A 16,630-nucleotide genomic window follows, 5' to 3' on the forward strand; every position below is an offset into this window, starting at 1 on the left:
TTTAATTTGCAAAAATAAAACTTTTTTTACAAAAGACTTTTTTTTATGATTATTTAACGTAAAATTAGTCTGTAGCGTATCCCAGAATAGCAAAAACCGACATTAAAGTATTCACTCTTACCTTTTTTTCGGCTTCTCTGTCGTATGCATCAGAGTCTTTGTGTGGAACATAGAGCTCGTAGAAATTTTTATTTCTAATTACGAAAAGTGTTGCTCCGATAATTACGGTAAGTAAATCTTCCGGTTTTGGGGCAAAAGTAAAAACGCCTGATGCAACTCCTTTTTTCGTGACTTCATCAATTTTTCGAACAAACAACTGGTAGCAATCTAGAAGTTCGTTTTTTACCTGATCGGAGTGTCTTAATTCCTGAGTAACAAAGCCATGAAAGTAATTGTATTTAAAAAGTTGGGCGATAATAAACTTCACCATTTCCTTCATTTGCATTTCCGGCTTTCCGTCTTTGATGGTGTCTGCAAATTCAGAAAAATTCTCCCTTGTTTTTAAAACTCTGTACTGGTAGAGATAAGACATCATTTTTTCTTTGGAGCCAAAGTAATACGAAATCATCGCAACGTTGATATTCGCTTTTGAGCAAATATCCCTTACAGAAGTACCTTCATACCCTTTTTTAGCAATAAGTTCTTCAGCAATATCTAAAATATGGATTTGTTTCTCGGTAAACTTTTTCTTCATAGAAAATGACTTTGCCTTAAAGTTAAGAAATTTTTAACAAAATCAATAAACAGTCGTTTAAGAATCTAAAACATTATTTGATTATTTTTGAATATGCCTTATTTTGATTTTCACCATCACAAAATAAATATTTCAAATGGTATTTATAATCTTGAACTGTTTCAAACGGTTCCGGAGGTTTTGTTTTCTGTTGGAATTCATCCGAAAGATATCGATGAAAATAATTTCATACAGCAAATTGAGTGGTTAAAAGCAAGTATAAATGAAAACTGCTTTGCGATTGGAGAGTGTGGTTTGGATTCGATGGTTGCGGTGACTGCTGAAATTCAGAACGAAGTATTTTTAGAACAAATCAATATTGCCAATGAATTTAAAAAGCCTTTGATTATTCACTGTGTTAAAAGATTTTCTGAACTGATTCCATTTAGAAAAAAATCTGACTTTCCAATGATTCTGCATGGTTTTAATAAAAAACAGACCGTGGCAGACAGCCTTCTTTCAAATAATTTTTATCTGAGTTTTGGAAAAGCGGTTTTGTATAATCTATCTTTGCAAAATACTTTAAAAAGCGCTCCTTTAGATAAGATATTTTTAGAAACCGACGATGCAGATTTTAATATTGAAGAACTGTATCGCAAAGTTGCAGAAATAAAAAAAATATCATTAGAAAATCTTCAGGATCAAATTTCTGTTAATTTAGAAACGATAAAAAATGGATAAAAACTGGCTGGAAAGAACAGAACTTCTCATCAAAGAAACAGGTTTGGAAAATCTTCACAATTCCAACGTTTTAGTTGTAGGACTTGGCGGTGTAGGATCTTTTGCTGCGGAATTTTTGGCCAGAGCAGGTGTGGGAAGCATGACGATTGTAGATGGTGACACCGTGGATATTACGAATATCAACAGACAGTTGCCGGCACTTCATTCTACCATCGGAAAACACAAAGTTGAAATTGTAGGCGACAGACTTTTAGACATCAACCCGAAACTGAATCTTATCAGAATAAACGAATTTCTTAATCCTGACCGTATGGATGAAGTTTTTGAAGGAAAAAATTTCGATTATGTTTTAGACTGCATCGACAGCATTACCCCAAAACTTGCTTTGATCGTCGCCGCAAAACGAAGAAAAATAAAAGTCGTGAGCTGCATGGGAGCCGGTGGAAAAACAGATCCTGCAAAAGTTTTGGTACGCGACATCAGCAAAACCCAGCACTGTCACTTGGCAAGACAAATCAGAAAGAGGCTGAAAAAAGTAAAAATCGACAAAGGTGTCCGCTGTGTTTTTTCTGACGATATTCAGGATGAAGAAAGTTTGAAAATGACCGACGGAAGCAATTACAAAAGATCTTTTTACGGTACAATAAGCTACATGCCTGCGATTTTCGGACTGTATGCCGCTTCGGAAGTGATTAATTATCTGGTTAAAAAGACAGATTCTCCCGATGCAGAACTTTAAATATCCTTCTGCTGAAAAGCTGAAAGGTAAAAACGACATCAAATTACTTTTCGAAAAAGGGAAATGGAGAACTTTTGGAAATCTGCGGATTATTATTTTAAAAAATAAAGAAAACACTCCCATTTCTGAACTGAAATTCGGAGTTTCAGTTTCTAAAAGATATTTCAAAAAAGCGGTTGACAGAAACCGTTTCAAGAGACTTTTGCGTGAATGTTTCCGTTTAAACAAAGAGCTGTATAAAGAATCTTTCGGCGATTTGTCGCATGCCATGCTGTTCTGGGCTTCTTCGGAAAAAGCGGCTGGTTACAAAGAAGTTGAGGTACAGTTTGTAAAGCTGTGTCAGGCTCAGCGCAAAAAATAATTCTTCTGCAAAAGATTTTCGGAGAAAGCATTTAAAATTTCATTAATTTTAAACTTCACAAATCTGAAAATAAAATGCTGGACAATATTCCTTACTTTCCATATATCGTGAGTGCCTTTTTTGGCATCGGTCTCTCTGCCGCAACCGGTTTCAGAGTTTTTCTGCCGCTGTTTGCCGTAAGTCTTTCTTCCTATCTGGGCTGGATTCCCATGAGCGACAGTTTTGAGTGGCTTGCAGGTCTTCCTACTTTAATTATGACCGGAATTGCTACTGTTGCAGAGATTCTCGCCTATTATTTACCATTTGTTGACAATCTTTTGGATTCTGCCGCAATTCCGCTTTCTACAATTGCAGGCTCGGTCTTGTTTGCGAGTCAGTTTGCAGATCTCGGGACTTTTCCGCAGTGGGCATTGGCCATTATTGCAGGCGGAGGAACGGCAGCAACCATCAGTTCAGGTTTTGCGGGCTTGCGGGCGGCTTCCACAGCAACTACAGGCGGAACCGGAAATTTTATTGTTGGCAGTACAGAAACTGCGGGTGCAGGATTTATGACGGTCGTTTCGATGCTTACACCCGTCATCGCTTTTATTTTAAGTATTATTTTAATTGTACTGATTGTAATTGGAGGAAAAAAACTGATGAAAAAGTTTTTAGCTAAAAAGAATGCAAATCCCAAATTAGAATAAAAAAAAAACAGATCGAAAATGATCTGTTTTTTATTTTTTATCTGCCTCGGATGTCTTTTACTTCCTGAATTCTTTCTTCAAAATAAGATTTCTTTTCAGGATGTTTTCCAATTAAAATCTGGTAAGCCTGAATTGCTTTTGAGTATAGTTTCTGTTCCGTATAAAGCTTTGCAAGCGTCTCTGTCATCAGATGTGAAATATCGTCGTTGCGTTCTTTGATTACAAAACTGCTTTCGTCTTTCAACTGACTTATTTTAGGATTATTTTCGATGAAAGCTTCAATTGCTTTCTCTTTAATCTCCACTTTTTCCTTTTCTACTTCTGCCGAACGGTCAATTTTCAGCCAGCTTTGCCAGGTGTTGATAAAAACAGGAACATTGCTGTCTAAAATAGAAGGAATCTGACGCTGATCAGGCTTAACTTTGGGCTGAGCAGGGGCTTCAGCTTTAATTTCAGGCTGGGCTTCCTCTTCAATTTTCTGATTTGATTTGATAAAAGACGAAATATCATTCCCAAAAAAGGAAACGTTAAATGCCGGAGCGTTTTTTTCTTCTTCTTCTTCTAAATCTTCCTCAATATTTTTCGAAGTTTCTGCAGTTTCTGTTTCGGACTCATTCTCTTCTTCAGCAACCATTTCTTCAATCACAGCAGCTTCAACTGCCTGTTCTGTAATTTCAGGTTCTGGCATTTCTGCAGGTTTCTGTTCGGTAACTTCAACCTTTTTGCCAATAGAATAATCTAATGTATTTGTTTCGAAAGACATGGGCTTCCATGAAGTTGAATGTGCAGTTTCCGCCTCAGTTTCTGTTTCTGTTAACTGAGAATTTGTTTCTGTCTGACTGGAGATTTCTACATCATCCGCGGAACTTTCCTCATTCTTTACTTCCGTTTTCTCTTCATTTTCAACCACTTCAGGCGACTGAGTTTCAACCTCAAAAGACTGTGTTTCTGCAAAACTTATTTCAGAACCTGCATTTTCCTGTTCTTGTTCGGTTGTTTTTTCGTTGCCCGCAGAATCTTTTTTAGCTTCCTTCATTTTAAGCTCCACCTGCTCAATCAGACGGCGCATTTCCTCTTCGTATTTATTTTTTGAAGGTGAATTCTGTACCGGAATTTCCTGCTGAACGGGAGTTTTTGACTCAATTTTAACTTCAGGAAGGAAAGATTCAGTTCCGTGGAAACTTAGCTGAGAATCGTCTTCCACCTTTTGTTTCTCGTCTTCAGATTCAATTTTATCTTCAGAAATAATAGTTTCAGAGCTAAAATCTGTCTGATTTTGAACTTCCTCCGTAGAAACAGGTTCTTCTTTTGTAGCTTTCTCTTTAATTTCAGTTTCGAGAGGCGCAATTTCCTGAAAACTAATAGCTTTATCTTCCGCAATTGCTTCAACAGCTTCTTCTAAATTTTGTTCCGGCGAAACTCGGATTTCAGACTGATTAAAATTGATTTCCGTCTCTTCAACCTCATCTTTTTCAGTATTGGAAGCCGGTTTATCCTGATTTTTCATCTCTGATTCAGCCGCAAACCCTTCAGTTTGATCTCCTGAAATTGCGGTTTCTGAGCTGAAATCTTTTGGAGTTTCAACTTCGTCCTGAGAAACAGTTTCTTCTTTAGTTTCCTCTTTAATTTCAGTTTCAAGAGGCGTGATTTCCTGAAAACTAACTGCTTTGTCATGCGCAATTACTTCTTCAGCATGCTCTGAATTTTCGTCAGGTGAAACTTTGATTTCAGACTGATTAAAATTAATTTTTTCAGTTTGAGTATCACCTTTTTCAGTTTCCGAAACAGGAATTTCCTGATTTTGTATCTCTGATTCAGCGGCCACAGTTTCCGTTTTCCCGGATATTTGTTCAGACTCAGATTCTTTTATTTCAGAATTTACATCTTCAATTCTGTTTTCAGGTTTGCTGACTTCTGATTTAATTTCGCTTCCAATCCCAACAGATTCCGTATTATTTTCAGATCCGGTATTCAGTTTTTCTGTAACTAAATTTCCTGATTCTTTGCTGGATTCAAGATCAATTTTAACGGTATTCTCTTCATTGAGGAAGTTTTCTTCGCCTTCAAAAAGAATTCTGTTTCTCTGCCCTTCAACTTCCACCGGCTGGTTTGAAACTTCCGGCAGAGGCTGTACCGCTGTGTATGGAGATTCTTCAGCAGAGATTTCCAGCTTTTCGTCAGGGCGTCTCAACGGAAAACCTCCATTCTTTGGAACATAAGCCGGATAAGGCTTTTTATTTTCAATAACTGGTGAAACCTTTGGTAAAACAACTTCTGCTTCTTTCGTTTCCAGCTTTCCGTTGATGAGATGGTACAGATTTTTTTTGTCTGTGGTGTAGGCCGCAGTTTTAGAAAGTTCCTTTTGATAATTCTCAGATTCATAAAGATGCACGCCATACAGATGCAGGGCACGCACATTTTGAAGATACGGAAATTCCTGTATCTGATCTTTCAGAATCTGAAGATCTTCTTTCTGAATATTTTTGGGCTCTTTTAAAAGCTCTAAAACTCTAGTTTTCATCTTACCAGTTTGCTACAATGTCATTAAAAATCTTGTTGATGATTCTCTCTGTCACCAATCTCACCTGCGAAGCTTCAATATCTGCCTGAGAAAGGTCGCTGTTGAAGGCCGCTTCATCCATATACGTTCTGTCAAAACTCAAATCAGGATGCAGTTTGTTTTCGTAATGTACTTTTACCGTAATCGTCAGTTTATTCTGCGACTGCTGTATGGTACCGGCCGATGTCTGCTGTGTATTTGAGCTGATGTTGGTAGGCGTAATCGAGTAATCTGTAATCTCACCTTCAATTAAAATATCGGGGTTTGATTTTGTTCCTTTTAAGGTAGTTCTCTGTAAAAATCTGTTTTGAATATCTGTGGAAAACTGTTGCGAAAGTGTAGGATTTACCAACGGAGCATTATTCGGAAACTCATTGATCTGTACCGTTTTTTCATCCTTAAGAGATGATCCTGTGAAACTGTAGCAGGAATTCAACAAGCCCACAGCTATGAATAGTAAAAATAGATTTTTAAGAGAATTCATTTAATTTAAATTTAAAAAGTTCCTTTGGTCCCGATTTCGGCAATTTCGTCGTGACCGATCTGCTGAAGGGCATCTTCGTAAGCGAAATAGTTGGCAACGTAGGCGAAAGGCATCGTTAAGATAAGTCCGATACCACATGCAATAATTCCCAGCGAACCGATGATTCCTGCGATAATTACAAACAAAAGAATATTGAAAAAATTGTTTTTGGTCATTACCAAAGACATTTTCCATGCAGTTTTGATATCTTTAATTCCTTTGAGTGAAATAAGAGCAGGCAGATAAAACGCTTTAACGATAATAAAAAATAATGCCACGTAGAACACCATCATATACAGATAGAAGAATACAGGTAATCCTGTTCTTCCCATATCAGGATCCATGTATGATACCGTCGGAATCATAACAATTATCGGAATATAAAGTGCTATGATACCCGCCGTTAAAATCAACTGTATTATAAAGTAAGGCATGAAGTCGTCAAAATTGAAGATGTCACCAGCACTTGCAGGTATGCCTTTTGATTTGTTTCTCAGGAATTTATAGAAATTTCCCATTGCCAGATAACCGCAGAATGGAATAAAAGACATCAGCATCGTTACCAGGAAGCCTCCCAGGATACCTCCAAAATCTTTCTTTAGTAGTTCAAAACCTTTGTTCAGATAATCACCTAATTTAAAATTGATTGGCTTTGCGGTAAAATTTACGTTCATATTTTTTGATTTAATGTTTACAGTTTATTCTTCTAAGTTATATTGTTTTATTTTTCTGTACAAAGTCCTCTGCGAAATGCCCAGTTCATCTGCCGCGCGGTTTCTTCTGCCGTTGTGTTTTTCCAGAGCTTTTACAATTAAATCTTTCTCATTGTTTTGCAGAGAGAGAGATTCGGGTTTATTTTCTTCAATTTCAATGTCTTCAAAATCTTCGTAAGAATCATCTGAATTAGAGATGATCGTAGGATTCTGTACATTCTGACTGTTATTATTATTATTTTCAAAATACAGCAAAGAATTCGGGCTTGCCGCCTGTGGCGTAGATTCGGGAGTGTAAATTCTGTTGATCAGGTTTTTCTCCTGATTGCTGAGATCTCCGGTCCCGCGATTCTTTATGAGTTCCGAAGTTAAGGATTTTAAATCATTTATGTCGCTCCGCATATCGAAGAGAATTTTGTACATGATTTCTCTTTCGTTCCCAAAATCGGTCTGCTTCTGGCCGGCCGGCTGATTCACCACCATCGGCAAATGGGCATCCATAGGAATATATTCTGTAAGTTTTGCTACAGAAACCTTGCGGTCGCGCTCCACAACTGTCATTTGCTCAACGAGATTTCTCAACTGACGCACGTTTCCAGGGAAAGTATAGTTTTCGATGTAATGAACTGCGCCTGGATCCAGTTCCAGCTCAGGCATTCTGTATTTTTCGGCAAAATCGATAGCAAATTTCCTGAAAAGCAGATGGATGTCGCCTTTTCTTTCCCTCAACGCAGGCATATCAATCTGCACGGTGTTCAGACGGTAAAATAAATCTTCACGGAAACGCCCGTCCTGAATGGCTTTCATCATATTCACATTGGTCGCGGCAACGATTCTCACATTGGTTTTCTGAATTTGGGAAGATCCCACTTTCATAAACTCTCCGCTTTCCAGAACTCTTAACAAACGAACTTGTGTTTGCAAGGGCAATTCGCCCACCTCATCAAGAAAAATGGTTCCGCCATCTGCAACTTCAAAATACCCTTTTCTGGTTGCCGTTGCTCCCGTAAACGCTCCTTTTTCATGCCCGAAAAGCTCGGAATCGATGGTTCCTTCAGGAATTGCACCACAGTTGACAACGATGTAAGGCTGGTGTTTTCTTTTGGATTCTGAATGGATGATTTTTGGGATAAATTCTTTCCCCACACCACTTTCGCCGACTACCAAAACGGAAATATCGGTAGGTGCCACCTGTATAGATTTTTCTAATGCTCGGTTTAAAGCCGGAAAATTTCCGATGATGCCGAAGCGGTTTTTTATATTTTGAAGTTCGTTCATTTTTTAGATTTTTAAATTTAATTTATTTACAGTTCTTCAATTTGAGCTCTATAAACTTTATTGAAGTGATGGGTATAATCATCTTTCATGGTTTTACCCTCGTCATAGCTTTTTAAAGCCTTCATTTTTAAATCTAAATAATCTTTGTTTCTTATTTTGGCAACTTTACTTTTAAAATAAATATTTTCAGCAAAATTGTTGTGTTTACTTTGTTTTTCGAAATTCTCTAAAGCTTTATCATATTTTCCGAGTTCAAAATAAGTGACCCCTAATTGGTAATGATCGAATAAACCTACGTTATGATCTTTTTTCGCAAGCTGATTTTCGATAATGGAAATCGCCTTTTCTTTTTGACCTAAAGCTGAATAGCAAATCGCTTTAGCAATATGCAATTCGTAATCTCCATTTGAAGAATATCCTAAATAGCCTGTTGGATAAATATTTTCTAAAGCTTCAATATCCTGAATTGCGCCTTTGTAATCTCTTAAAAATTGATATTTGCACCATCCTCTGTATCCTAAATTCATTTTAGGATCAAGCTCAACAGCTTTATCGATTAATGTTTTCCACGTGATAAAATCTCCTCTTTTTAAATAAGGAACAGATTTTTCCCTGTAAAGGTGTGAAAAATTTGGGCAAAGTTTAATTGCAAAATCAAATGCTTCCTGTGACTCTCTGTAACCCTGAAAATCAGAAGCTTCATTGTAAATCTGACAAGCCCGTTTACATTCCTCGCCCTCTACAGCGTTACAGTTTACCTGCCCATGTAGGTTTGAATAAATAACCAGTATTAAAAGGCTAAGGTAGTATTTCTGAAACTTTTCCATGCTCAATTTTATAGGTTAAATATTGGTAATGATCAGCTTTTTCGCCATTTATTTTTATAGGCATCCAGCCTTTCAGGTTTTTTGTAAAATTAAGAAGTTGATTTGATAATTCTTCATTAAAATCATAGGCCTTATACTCCGAATCCATCTGTTGCATCCTGAATATTCCCGATTTTCCTTCACAATTAACTACAAAACGAATGGTAATGTATCCATTTGATTTTTTATCTTCAGTAAAATTTAATTTTTGAAGTTCATTGATAATCTTAATTTTTTCGCCGTCAATCTGAAATCCATTATCATTATAATATTGATAGCTTGTTTCTTGAGAACATTTCTTAAACTTGCCATCCAGCTTTGCATCAAACTCTATATTTCCTACGTGAGCTGGGTATTTTGAAGTTGCATTTTTCTCTGTCTGACAACTTATCGACAAAGGAATTAACAACAATATAAATATTAGATTTTTCATTTTTGTATGTGTTTTGTTTGAGATTTCGCTTTCTGCTAAAATTTTAATAAAATCTTAAGCTCCAGTTGTTTTTAAAGCTCTCGATTTCGTAGAATTTTCTTTCATTAATATTACTGATTCTCATTAATTTGAGATAATGAGACCATGAAAGATTGAATTTTTCAGGTAAAGATTTTCTTATTTCGAAAAGGTCAGACAGTGTCTGTCTTTTTTGATCATTTTCATTTTCAGATTTCGCAGACAGTGTCTGCGGAATTGAATAAGACAAATAAAATTGTCTCATCTGCTCTAAATTTCGTTGAGAAAATCCCTTTCCAAATTTTTCAGTTAGGTGAATAGACAAATCTTTTAACAACGCTTTTCCGTACTCTGCACGACTTTCACCATTTTGTTCGTCTTCCACAATCATCCTCCCAATCTCAAAATAGGTGAGCACCATTGTCTGATTTACAGCCACAGCCACTTTCTTTCTTGCATTATCCAATAATGCAGAAATTTGTGTCAAAAGATGATTGTTGGCTATGTTTTTCATATTTTAATTCTAAAATATTTCCTCTAAAAAACCAAAAGCATAAGGTTTGCTATGATGTTCGGTTTCAAAAACGTAAAATCTTTTCGTGGTTTTTGATAATTTTTCATCAACCAACAAAACCCAGCCGTTGTTCATGCATTTATCAAGACCGGTTTCGAGTATTTCTTCGGCTATCAAAGAATTTACACCTTCTTCTACGGGATAAATATCTTTCAGATTTTTAGCAATTTTCCAAACTCCGGAGCATTCTAAATCGGGATAATTGACAGAAAAAGTATGGTCTGAATTTTTGCTTAATTCAATTTTCCAAGATTCGTTAGTGCCTTTTTGGAAGCCAACTCCAACATAATTTTCTGTTTTATTTTGAGAAAAATAAAAGCTTGAAAAAAATAATATTAAAAAGGAAATGTGTTTTTTCATCAGATACATTGTTGTACAGCTATTTTAAAAGTCCCCTTGGGGGATTTAGGGGATTATACCGTTTCCCCTAAAAGCGTTCCCTGCGTATTCCCATGAACAAAAACAGACACAATGTCTCCCAATTTCTGACCTTCCATCATATCGAAAACACAAACAGCGTTCTGGGAATTTCTGCCTTTCCACTGATTTTTATTTTTCTTGGAAATTCCTTCGATCAAAATTTCGTGAACTCTTCCGACGTAACCCTGCATTCTTTTTCGGGAAAGTTCGCCTTGTAAAGCGATTACTTCTGCCAGACGTCTCTGTTTCACATCTGCCGGAATATTGTCTTCCATCTTTTTGTGAGCAGGCGTTCCGGGTCTTTCTGAGTAGGCAAACATGTAGCCGTAGTCGTATTCAACCTCTCTCATCAGGCTTAATGTGTCCTGATGATCTTCTTCGGTTTCGTTGCAGAAACCAATAATCATATCCTGCGAAAAAGAAATATCAGGCACAATTTCTTTTGCTTTTCTGATTAAATCCAAATATTCTTCGCGGGTATGCTGTCTGTTCATCGCTTCGAGCATTCTGTTGCTTCCGCTTTGAACCGGTAAGTGCACATATTTGCAGATGTTATCATGCTTTGCCATCATTCTGAATACATCAAGACTCATATCCTGAGGGTTTGATGTGGAAAATCTGATTCGCATTTCGGGTACGGCTTTCGCTACTGAATCAAGCAACTGTGCAAAATTCACAGCGTTCAGTTTCTGCATTTCAGATGCTTTGGCAAAGTCTTTTTTCGGGCCGCCACCGTACCACAGGTAAGAATCGACGTTTTGTCCCAAAAGGGTAATTTCTTTATATCCGCTTTCCCAAAGACCTTTACATTCCTCAAGAATTGAATGCGGATCACGGCTTCTTTCACGGCCTCTTGTAAAAGGTACAACGCAGAAAGTACACATGTTGTCGCAGCCTCTGGTGATGGTAACGTAGGCTGTAACGCCATTTCCGCCCAAACGAACCGGGTTGATGTCTGCATACGTTTCTTCCTTTGAGAGAATAACGTTGATGGCATCCCGCCCGTCTTCGGTTTCTTTCAGAAGATTAGGAAGATCTCTGTACGCATCCGGACCTACTACAAGATCCACAAGCTGTTCCTCCTCTAAAAATTTAGTTTTAAGCCTTTCAGCCATACAACCCAATACCCCAACAGTCATATTTGGGCGTTCTTTTTTAAGGTTTTTAAACTGGGAAAGACGCATTCTCACGGTCTGCTCAGCTTTTTCACGGATAGAACAGGTGTTTAATAAAATTAAATCTGCCTCTTCTACCTTCAAAGTAGTGTTGTAGCCCTGTTCGTTAAGAATTGACGCAACGATTTCAGAATCAGAGAAATTCATCTGACAGCCGTAACTTTCCAAAAACAACTTTTTGGAATTTCCGTCTTTCTCAGCGATGGCGAAAGCTTCGCCCTGTTTTGTTTCGTCTATATATTTTTCCTGCACGGTTTTTAAATTTGAGATTTGAGATTTGAGATTTGAGATTTAAACTGCAGTGCAATTTCGAATTTCAAACATCAAATTTCAAATGAATTCAGTTTGCAAAGATACAAAATATTGTGACAGAATGGCAGGAGTGAAATTTGAGATTTTGCCTGAAAAATTTATTCGGGTGCACCAAAGCGTAATGGCAATCTAAATCTGGTTTTAACGGGAACTCCGTCAATTTTTCCTGGAGTCCATTTGTGTTTTTTTCCTGTGACGCTTTTTATTCCACGCATAACTCTTTGGTCAAATTCAGGTAATCCTGAGGATTGTAAGACCTTAAGATCTTCAATTCCGCCTTCTGTATTTACCACAAAAGTTACTATCATTGTAAAAGCCCTTGACCAGTTATAACCACGGGTGTCGATTCGGTCAGCAACCAGTTTCCGGAACGCATTTATTCCGCCTCCTGATTGATTATTGTAATTGGCCGCCACGCCGGAAGGAATATAGCCATTCTTATAGTTTTCAAAGAGATGATCCGTGATGATGTAAAACTGCGCTACGGACTGTTTTTTTTCTCCGTCTATAACTACAGGTTTCCACTTGTCCATCAGGGAAACGACCTTAAGACCTAAATCATAAGTACACTTGTATTTTTCTGCTGCATCTTTATTGGTTTCATCCTTTAAGTATTTTATAGGACCAGTTTCCGGAATAATGACTTTCAGGTTGTAGACTTCTTCTTTATTTTCACAGGGCTGAAATCCGTTTTTTGTAACAATGTCATGAAAATCTTTATAGAAAGCAGCTTCGCCACCCTTATAAGGATATTGCCCTGCAGGATACTGATTGTATTCATTAAAATCATCCTGCGCTTTTAAAGTAAGCGATGCAAATACAAAAACTGGAAATAAAATATTCTTCATCATGAAAAACTCCGAATTAATCAGAGCTTTTGCGAAAATAAAATATCTAATTCAATTAGGCGGAGAATAAAAATTAAGAATATGTGAATTTAATATGGTGTAAAGTATAAGCTTTGTATTAAATCATCTGTGCGACAGCTTATCCATATTGAAAAAGAGCATGAGATTTTCAGCAAATTTAAATATCTGTTGCTACTGAATTAAAATTCATCTTAATCTTAATTTCGCTGCTCACAGCTTTTCCGTTGCAGGTGGCTGGCGTCCATGTATTCTTTATTCTTCTCATGATATACTTCATATCATCGAAAAAGACTTCACTGTTGTCAACTTTTGGGCTTCCTTCAATTTTTGTGATTTTGCCCATCTCATTTACTGTAAGTGTAAAAGTGAAATCTCCGTTTAAAACATAAAATTCAGAGTTCAGATAATTGAACATATATCTTCGAAGGGTCTCCGTGTAAGCGGCAACTCCTCCCTGCACATTGGCTGATTTAAAATCTTTACAATCCTTCACAGCAATCTGCAGAGGTTCACTGATAGCGATTTTCAGAATATTTTTATTGGTTTCTGAAATAATCACATTACTTTCCTGATCTTCTAAATCATATTGCTGTGCAAACAGTAAATTTGAAAATGCTAAACCTAATAGTAAAAGGGTTGATTTCATAAGGGTTGAATTTGTCTAAGCTCAATCAAATTTCCCACCAAATTTATCTAAAAAATTTTGATTTTTCTAAATTTCAACTGATTTTCTACCCGTCTCTTTTAATAATAATGAAATTAAAATCGCCAGCACAATTCCTCCGATCCAGAAAAATAATGAGCTTTGAAAATGACTGTCAGCATCAGAAAAACCAAGCGTTTTACCAAAAAAATGACTGAAAACCGGACTTAATAATGTTGTCACGCCAAAAGTGATAAAATTAATGGCTCCAGTGGAACTTCCTTTCACAAAATCAGGGTTGGCTTCTTTAATAACAGAATACGGAATCATTGCTGCTCCTGAACCGACTCCCAAAATAAACATCGTGAGTTTTGCTGAAAATAATTCCGGAAAAAATGCGAGTTGCAGGAGACTTAAAATCATCACAATTGCTCCACCTGCCAAAACAGGTTTTCTTCTTCCAATTTTATCGGTAATAAATCCCAATAACGGACAACCGAAAACCCATCCAAAGGCAACCATTCCGCTGGTAACGGCAGCATCATGAAAAGCAAACTGCTTATCTGTTTCGAAGAATGCAACTGCCCAGGTCATTGCAAAGATTGTGGTCGGTGCAAACAGCAGTCCTGAAATCAAACCGCAGAGCCACGACTGAGGATTTGTAAAAACAATTTTGTACGTTTCAAGATAGCCTAACTTTTTAGAATGATTGTCATCTTCCGTTTCCGCATCTTCTTTCGGTGTGACAAAATAAAGTGCAAAAGCAGTAATGATTGTAAAGATTCCCGACCAAAGCCAGAATGTATTAATATCCATTCCCGATTCTACCCACGGACCAACCAAAAACTGTCCCGAAGCGCCTCCCAGCATTCCAAGACATTGCGTAAAACCGATGGCTGTTGCCAAAGATTTAGATGAAAAACCTTTACTCGCCAGATAAACACAACCTGGAAATGCAAATGCACAACCCGCTCCCTGCAAAAGCCTGCCGGAAATTCCAGCAAACTGGCTTGAAATTAAAAATAACAATGCACCAATTCCTAAGATTAAAGTTCCTACAAATAGAGATTTTTTACCTCCAAACTTGTCCAAAGCAATCCCGGCAAGCAGACTGCAGGTGGAATAAGTGTAATAATAAGTTCCAATCATCCAGACCAAATCGAGATTATTGGTATTAAAATGACTGGTTAATTGTGGCAACATCACTGCGGGAGCAGATCTGATGGCATAGTCTAAAAAATAAAAAACGAGCCCAAAAACCCAGGCGATGACATAAAATTTCTTCAAAGAACTACTCATTACAATAATTCCTTGATGTGTTTATAATTACTTTTTACGGTATCTAAAGCTTCTTCCATTTTTCCGCCCAACATAAGTTGCGCCATAGATTTTGTCATACCAATTACCTGCTCCAATTCAATTTTAGGCGGCAGTGCCAAAGCATTTGGATTTGTGAATATATTGAGAAGATAGGGTCCGTCGTGGTTTAAACATTCTGTAATTGCTCCCACTACTTCTTCCGGTTTGTGAACATTTTTTCCGGGATAACCCATTGCCTGTGCGATCATTGCAAAATCAGGATTGATCATATCGGTTTCGTTGTCGGGCATTCCTCCAACTTCCATTTCCAGTTTTACCATCCCAAGACTTCTGTTATTGAAAACAATCAGTTTTACCGGAAGTTTATATTGAAAAATGGTTGCCATATCTCCCAAAAGCATAGACAATCCGCCGTCGCCACACATCGCAATCACCTGTCTTCCGGGATAAGCTAACGAAGCACCAATTGCCATCGGCATTGCATTGGCCATTGAGCCGTGGTTAAACGAACCCAGCATTTTTCGCTCGCCGGTTCCTGTAATAAATCTTGCGCCCCAGACACAACACATGCCCGTATCTACTGTAAAAATCGCATCATTTTTCGCCAACTGATCCAAAGTATGGGCAACATATTCTGGTTGAATATTATCTTCTGTCCCAAATTCCTTCACGTACATCAACTGATTTTCTTTTACTTTTTCATAAAATTCCAGTTGCTGATTAAGGAAATTGACATCTGTTTTTTCTTTTAATAATGGAAGTAAAGCTTTGATGGTTTCTTTTATATCACCCGTGAGACCTAACTCCAGTTTTGCTCTTCTGCCCAATCGTTCCGGACTTTCGTCGATCTGAACGATTTTATTTTTTACGGGCATAAATTTCTCGTAAGGAAAATCAGTTCCCAGCAACAAAACTAAATCAGCTTCGTGCATGGCATGATAAGCCGAAGGCAAACCTAGAAGTCCGGTCAGCCCTACTTCATTTGGATTGTTTGGCTGAATGGACATCTTTCCACGGAAAGAGTATCCAACGGGAGCTTTCAAAAATTTAGCAAGTTCCACAACCTCAACATTCGATTTTTCAGCTCCGATACCACAGTAAATGGTAACTTTTTCACTGTCATTAATCAAACCCGCCAAATGATTCAGTTCTTCATCTGATGGACGAACCACTGGATTGGTTCTAAAAATCTGATTGGAGGTAGTCGCTTCTTCCGCATCCAATTCAGAAACATCGCCCGGAAGCCCGATCACTGCAACGCCTTTTTTGGAAATCGCATGCTGAATCGCTGTCTGCAAAGTTCGTTGAACCTGTTCAGGTCTTGTGATCATCTGGTTGTAATAACTGCAGTCATCAAATAATTTAATCGTGTTGGTTTCCTGGAAATAATCCATTCCCATTTCATTACTTGGAATGGTGGACGCGATCACCAGCATCGGAACGTGAGAACGGTGTGCTTCGTACACTCCATTAATTAAGTGAACGTGACCTGGGCCACAACTACCTGCACATACTGCAAAACCGTCAAGTTCTGCTTCCGCAGCAGCTGCATAGGCACCGACTTCTTCGTGCCTTACATGAATCCACTCGATGCTGCTTTTTTTAACAGCAATATTTAAATGATTTAAACTGTCGCCCGTAACGGCGTATATTCTTTTGACATTGGCACTTTCGAGCATTTCTACAATCTGCTCTGCAATATTTTTAGCCATAATTATGATGTTTA

General features: G+C 37.5%; 18 protein-coding genes. 4 read left to right on the plus strand and 14 right to left on the minus strand.

Translation table 11 applies throughout. The features are described 5' to 3' along the window. Positions 1-64: 64 nt before the first annotated feature. Entirely contained in the window at positions 65-694 is a 630-nt protein-coding gene (locus NG809_RS09105) for a TetR/AcrR family transcriptional regulator (RefSeq protein WP_262149949.1), read from the minus strand. Positions 695-787: 93 nt separating this feature from the next. Here NG809_RS09105 and NG809_RS09110 point away from each other — a divergent pair, with 93 nt between their 5' ends. The 4 genes from NG809_RS09110 to NG809_RS09125 all read left to right on the plus strand — a co-directional run bounded on the left by NG809_RS09110 (position 788) and on the right by NG809_RS09125 (position 3,200). After that, positions 788-1,414, plus strand: coding sequence for a TatD family hydrolase (locus NG809_RS09110; RefSeq protein ID WP_262149950.1), 627 nt, complete (start codon positions 788-790; stop codon positions 1,412-1,414). Further along, a complete protein-coding gene (locus NG809_RS09115) occupies positions 1,407-2,153 on the plus strand; it encodes a tRNA threonylcarbamoyladenosine dehydratase (protein WP_262149951.1) in 747 nt (248 codons plus the stop codon). The genes NG809_RS09110 and NG809_RS09115 overlap by 8 nt, the downstream gene beginning before the upstream one ends. Beyond that, the gene (gene rnpA / locus NG809_RS09120; protein WP_262149953.1) at positions 2,140-2,514 is read left to right on the plus strand and encodes a ribonuclease P protein component; all 375 of its coding nucleotides are present in this window, start codon (positions 2,140-2,142) and stop codon (positions 2,512-2,514) included. The genes NG809_RS09115 and rnpA overlap by 14 nt, the downstream gene beginning before the upstream one ends. Before the next feature lie 74 nt (positions 2,515-2,588). After that, positions 2,589-3,200 carry a DUF4126 domain-containing protein gene (locus tag NG809_RS09125; RefSeq protein ID WP_262149954.1) on the plus strand — a complete coding sequence of 204 codons (612 nt, stop codon included), beginning with the start codon at positions 2,589-2,591 and terminating at the stop codon, positions 3,198-3,200. Positions 3,201-3,237: 37 nt separating this feature from the next. Here the strand turns inward: NG809_RS09125 and NG809_RS09130 are convergent, their stop codons facing one another. The 13 genes from NG809_RS09130 to NG809_RS09190 all read right to left on the minus strand — a co-directional run bounded on the left by NG809_RS09130 (position 3,238) and on the right by NG809_RS09190 (position 16,616). Continuing rightward, entirely contained in the window at positions 3,238-5,721 is a 2,484-nt protein-coding gene (locus NG809_RS09130; RefSeq protein WP_262149955.1) for a hypothetical protein, read from the minus strand. Between the two features lies 1 nt (position 5,722). Beyond that, the gene (locus NG809_RS09135; RefSeq protein WP_262149957.1) at positions 5,723-6,244 is read right to left on the minus strand and encodes an LptE family protein; all 522 of its coding nucleotides are present in this window, start codon (positions 6,242-6,244) and stop codon (positions 5,723-5,725) included. Positions 6,245-6,255: 11 nt separating this feature from the next. Further along, positions 6,256-6,957 (minus strand): hypothetical protein, encoded by a 702-nt coding sequence (locus tag NG809_RS09140; RefSeq protein ID WP_262149958.1) that lies wholly within the window; start codon positions 6,955-6,957, stop codon positions 6,256-6,258. Between the two features lie 24 nt (positions 6,958-6,981). Next, positions 6,982-8,274 carry a sigma-54 interaction domain-containing protein gene (locus tag NG809_RS09145; RefSeq protein ID WP_262149960.1) on the minus strand — a complete coding sequence of 431 codons (1,293 nt, stop codon included), beginning with the start codon at positions 8,272-8,274 and terminating at the stop codon, positions 6,982-6,984. Between the two features lie 26 nt (positions 8,275-8,300). Then, the gene (locus NG809_RS09150) at positions 8,301-9,101 is read right to left on the minus strand and encodes a tetratricopeptide repeat protein (RefSeq protein WP_262149963.1); all 801 of its coding nucleotides are present in this window, start codon (positions 9,099-9,101) and stop codon (positions 8,301-8,303) included. Continuing rightward, complete coding sequence (locus NG809_RS09155; RefSeq protein WP_262149965.1) at positions 9,073-9,573, minus strand: hypothetical protein; 501 nt, start codon at positions 9,571-9,573, stop codon at positions 9,073-9,075. The genes NG809_RS09150 and NG809_RS09155 overlap by 29 nt, the downstream gene beginning before the upstream one ends. A 43-nt stretch (positions 9,574-9,616) precedes the next feature. Beyond that, positions 9,617-10,105: a DUF1016 N-terminal domain-containing protein gene (locus tag NG809_RS09160; RefSeq protein WP_262149966.1), complete on the minus strand. Its 489-nt coding sequence runs from the start codon at positions 10,103-10,105 to the stop codon at positions 9,617-9,619. Positions 10,106-10,114: 9 nt separating this feature from the next. Further along, positions 10,115-10,525 (minus strand): hypothetical protein, encoded by a 411-nt coding sequence (locus NG809_RS09165; RefSeq protein WP_262149968.1) that lies wholly within the window; start codon positions 10,523-10,525, stop codon positions 10,115-10,117. Between the two features lie 53 nt (positions 10,526-10,578). Next, entirely contained in the window at positions 10,579-12,012 is a 1,434-nt protein-coding gene (miaB, locus tag NG809_RS09170; protein ID WP_262149970.1) for a tRNA (N6-isopentenyl adenosine(37)-C2)-methylthiotransferase MiaB, read from the minus strand. A gap of 158 nt (positions 12,013-12,170) precedes the next feature. Further along, complete coding sequence (locus NG809_RS09175) at positions 12,171-12,923, minus strand: energy transducer TonB (protein ID WP_262149972.1); 753 nt, start codon at positions 12,921-12,923, stop codon at positions 12,171-12,173. Positions 12,924-13,098: 175 nt separating this feature from the next. After that, entirely contained in the window at positions 13,099-13,587 is a 489-nt protein-coding gene (locus NG809_RS09180) for a hypothetical protein (protein WP_262149973.1), read from the minus strand. A gap of 66 nt (positions 13,588-13,653) precedes the next feature. After that, positions 13,654-14,871: an MFS transporter gene (locus NG809_RS09185; protein WP_262149975.1), complete on the minus strand. Its 1,218-nt coding sequence runs from the start codon at positions 14,869-14,871 to the stop codon at positions 13,654-13,656. An 11-nt stretch (positions 14,872-14,882) separates the two neighbouring features. Continuing rightward, entirely contained in the window at positions 14,883-16,616 is a 1,734-nt protein-coding gene (locus NG809_RS09190) for a thiamine pyrophosphate-dependent enzyme (protein WP_262149977.1), read from the minus strand. Positions 16,617-16,630 lie beyond the last annotated feature (14 nt).

Origin of the sequence: Chryseobacterium foetidum (genome assembly GCF_025457425.1) — a bacterium.
In the GTDB taxonomy this organism is placed as follows: domain Bacteria; phylum Bacteroidota; class Bacteroidia; order Flavobacteriales; family Weeksellaceae; genus Chryseobacterium; species Chryseobacterium foetidum.

Excerpts from the sequence above, each read along its gene's own strand:
- NG809_RS09190 (WP_262149977.1), bottom strand. The coding sequence starts at position 16,616 with ATGGCTAAAAATATTGCAGAGCAGATTGTAGAAATGCTCGAAAGTGCC.
- NG809_RS09105 (WP_262149949.1), bottom strand. The coding sequence starts at position 694 with ATGAAGAAAAAGTTTACCGAGAAACAAATCCATATTTTAGATATTGCT.
- NG809_RS09180 (WP_262149973.1), bottom strand. The coding sequence starts at position 13,587 with ATGAAATCAACCCTTTTACTATTAGGTTTAGCATTTTCAAATTTACTG.
- NG809_RS09150 (WP_262149963.1), bottom strand. The coding sequence starts at position 9,101 with ATGGAAAAGTTTCAGAAATACTACCTTAGCCTTTTAATACTGGTTATT.
- NG809_RS09165 (WP_262149968.1), bottom strand. The coding sequence starts at position 10,525 with ATGAAAAAACACATTTCCTTTTTAATATTATTTTTTTCAAGCTTTTAT.
- NG809_RS09125 (WP_262149954.1), top strand. The coding sequence starts at position 2,589 with ATGCTGGACAATATTCCTTACTTTCCATATATCGTGAGTGCCTTTTTT.
- NG809_RS09135 (WP_262149957.1), bottom strand. The coding sequence starts at position 6,244 with ATGAATTCTCTTAAAAATCTATTTTTACTATTCATAGCTGTGGGCTTG.
- NG809_RS09160 (WP_262149966.1), bottom strand. The coding sequence starts at position 10,105 with ATGAAAAACATAGCCAACAATCATCTTTTGACACAAATTTCTGCATTA.
- NG809_RS09115 (WP_262149951.1), top strand. The coding sequence starts at position 1,407 with ATGGATAAAAACTGGCTGGAAAGAACAGAACTTCTCATCAAAGAAACA.
- NG809_RS09130 (WP_262149955.1), bottom strand. The coding sequence starts at position 5,721 with ATGAAAACTAGAGTTTTAGAGCTTTTAAAAGAGCCCAAAAATATTCAG.
- NG809_RS09145 (WP_262149960.1), bottom strand. The coding sequence starts at position 8,274 with ATGAACGAACTTCAAAATATAAAAAACCGCTTCGGCATCATCGGAAAT.
- NG809_RS09140 (WP_262149958.1), bottom strand. The coding sequence starts at position 6,957 with ATGAACGTAAATTTTACCGCAAAGCCAATCAATTTTAAATTAGGTGAT.
- NG809_RS09155 (WP_262149965.1), bottom strand. The coding sequence starts at position 9,573 with ATGAAAAATCTAATATTTATATTGTTGTTAATTCCTTTGTCGATAAGT.
- rnpA (WP_262149953.1), top strand. The coding sequence starts at position 2,140 with ATGCAGAACTTTAAATATCCTTCTGCTGAAAAGCTGAAAGGTAAAAAC.
- NG809_RS09110 (WP_262149950.1), top strand. The coding sequence starts at position 788 with ATGCCTTATTTTGATTTTCACCATCACAAAATAAATATTTCAAATGGT.
- NG809_RS09175 (WP_262149972.1), bottom strand. The coding sequence starts at position 12,923 with ATGATGAAGAATATTTTATTTCCAGTTTTTGTATTTGCATCGCTTACT.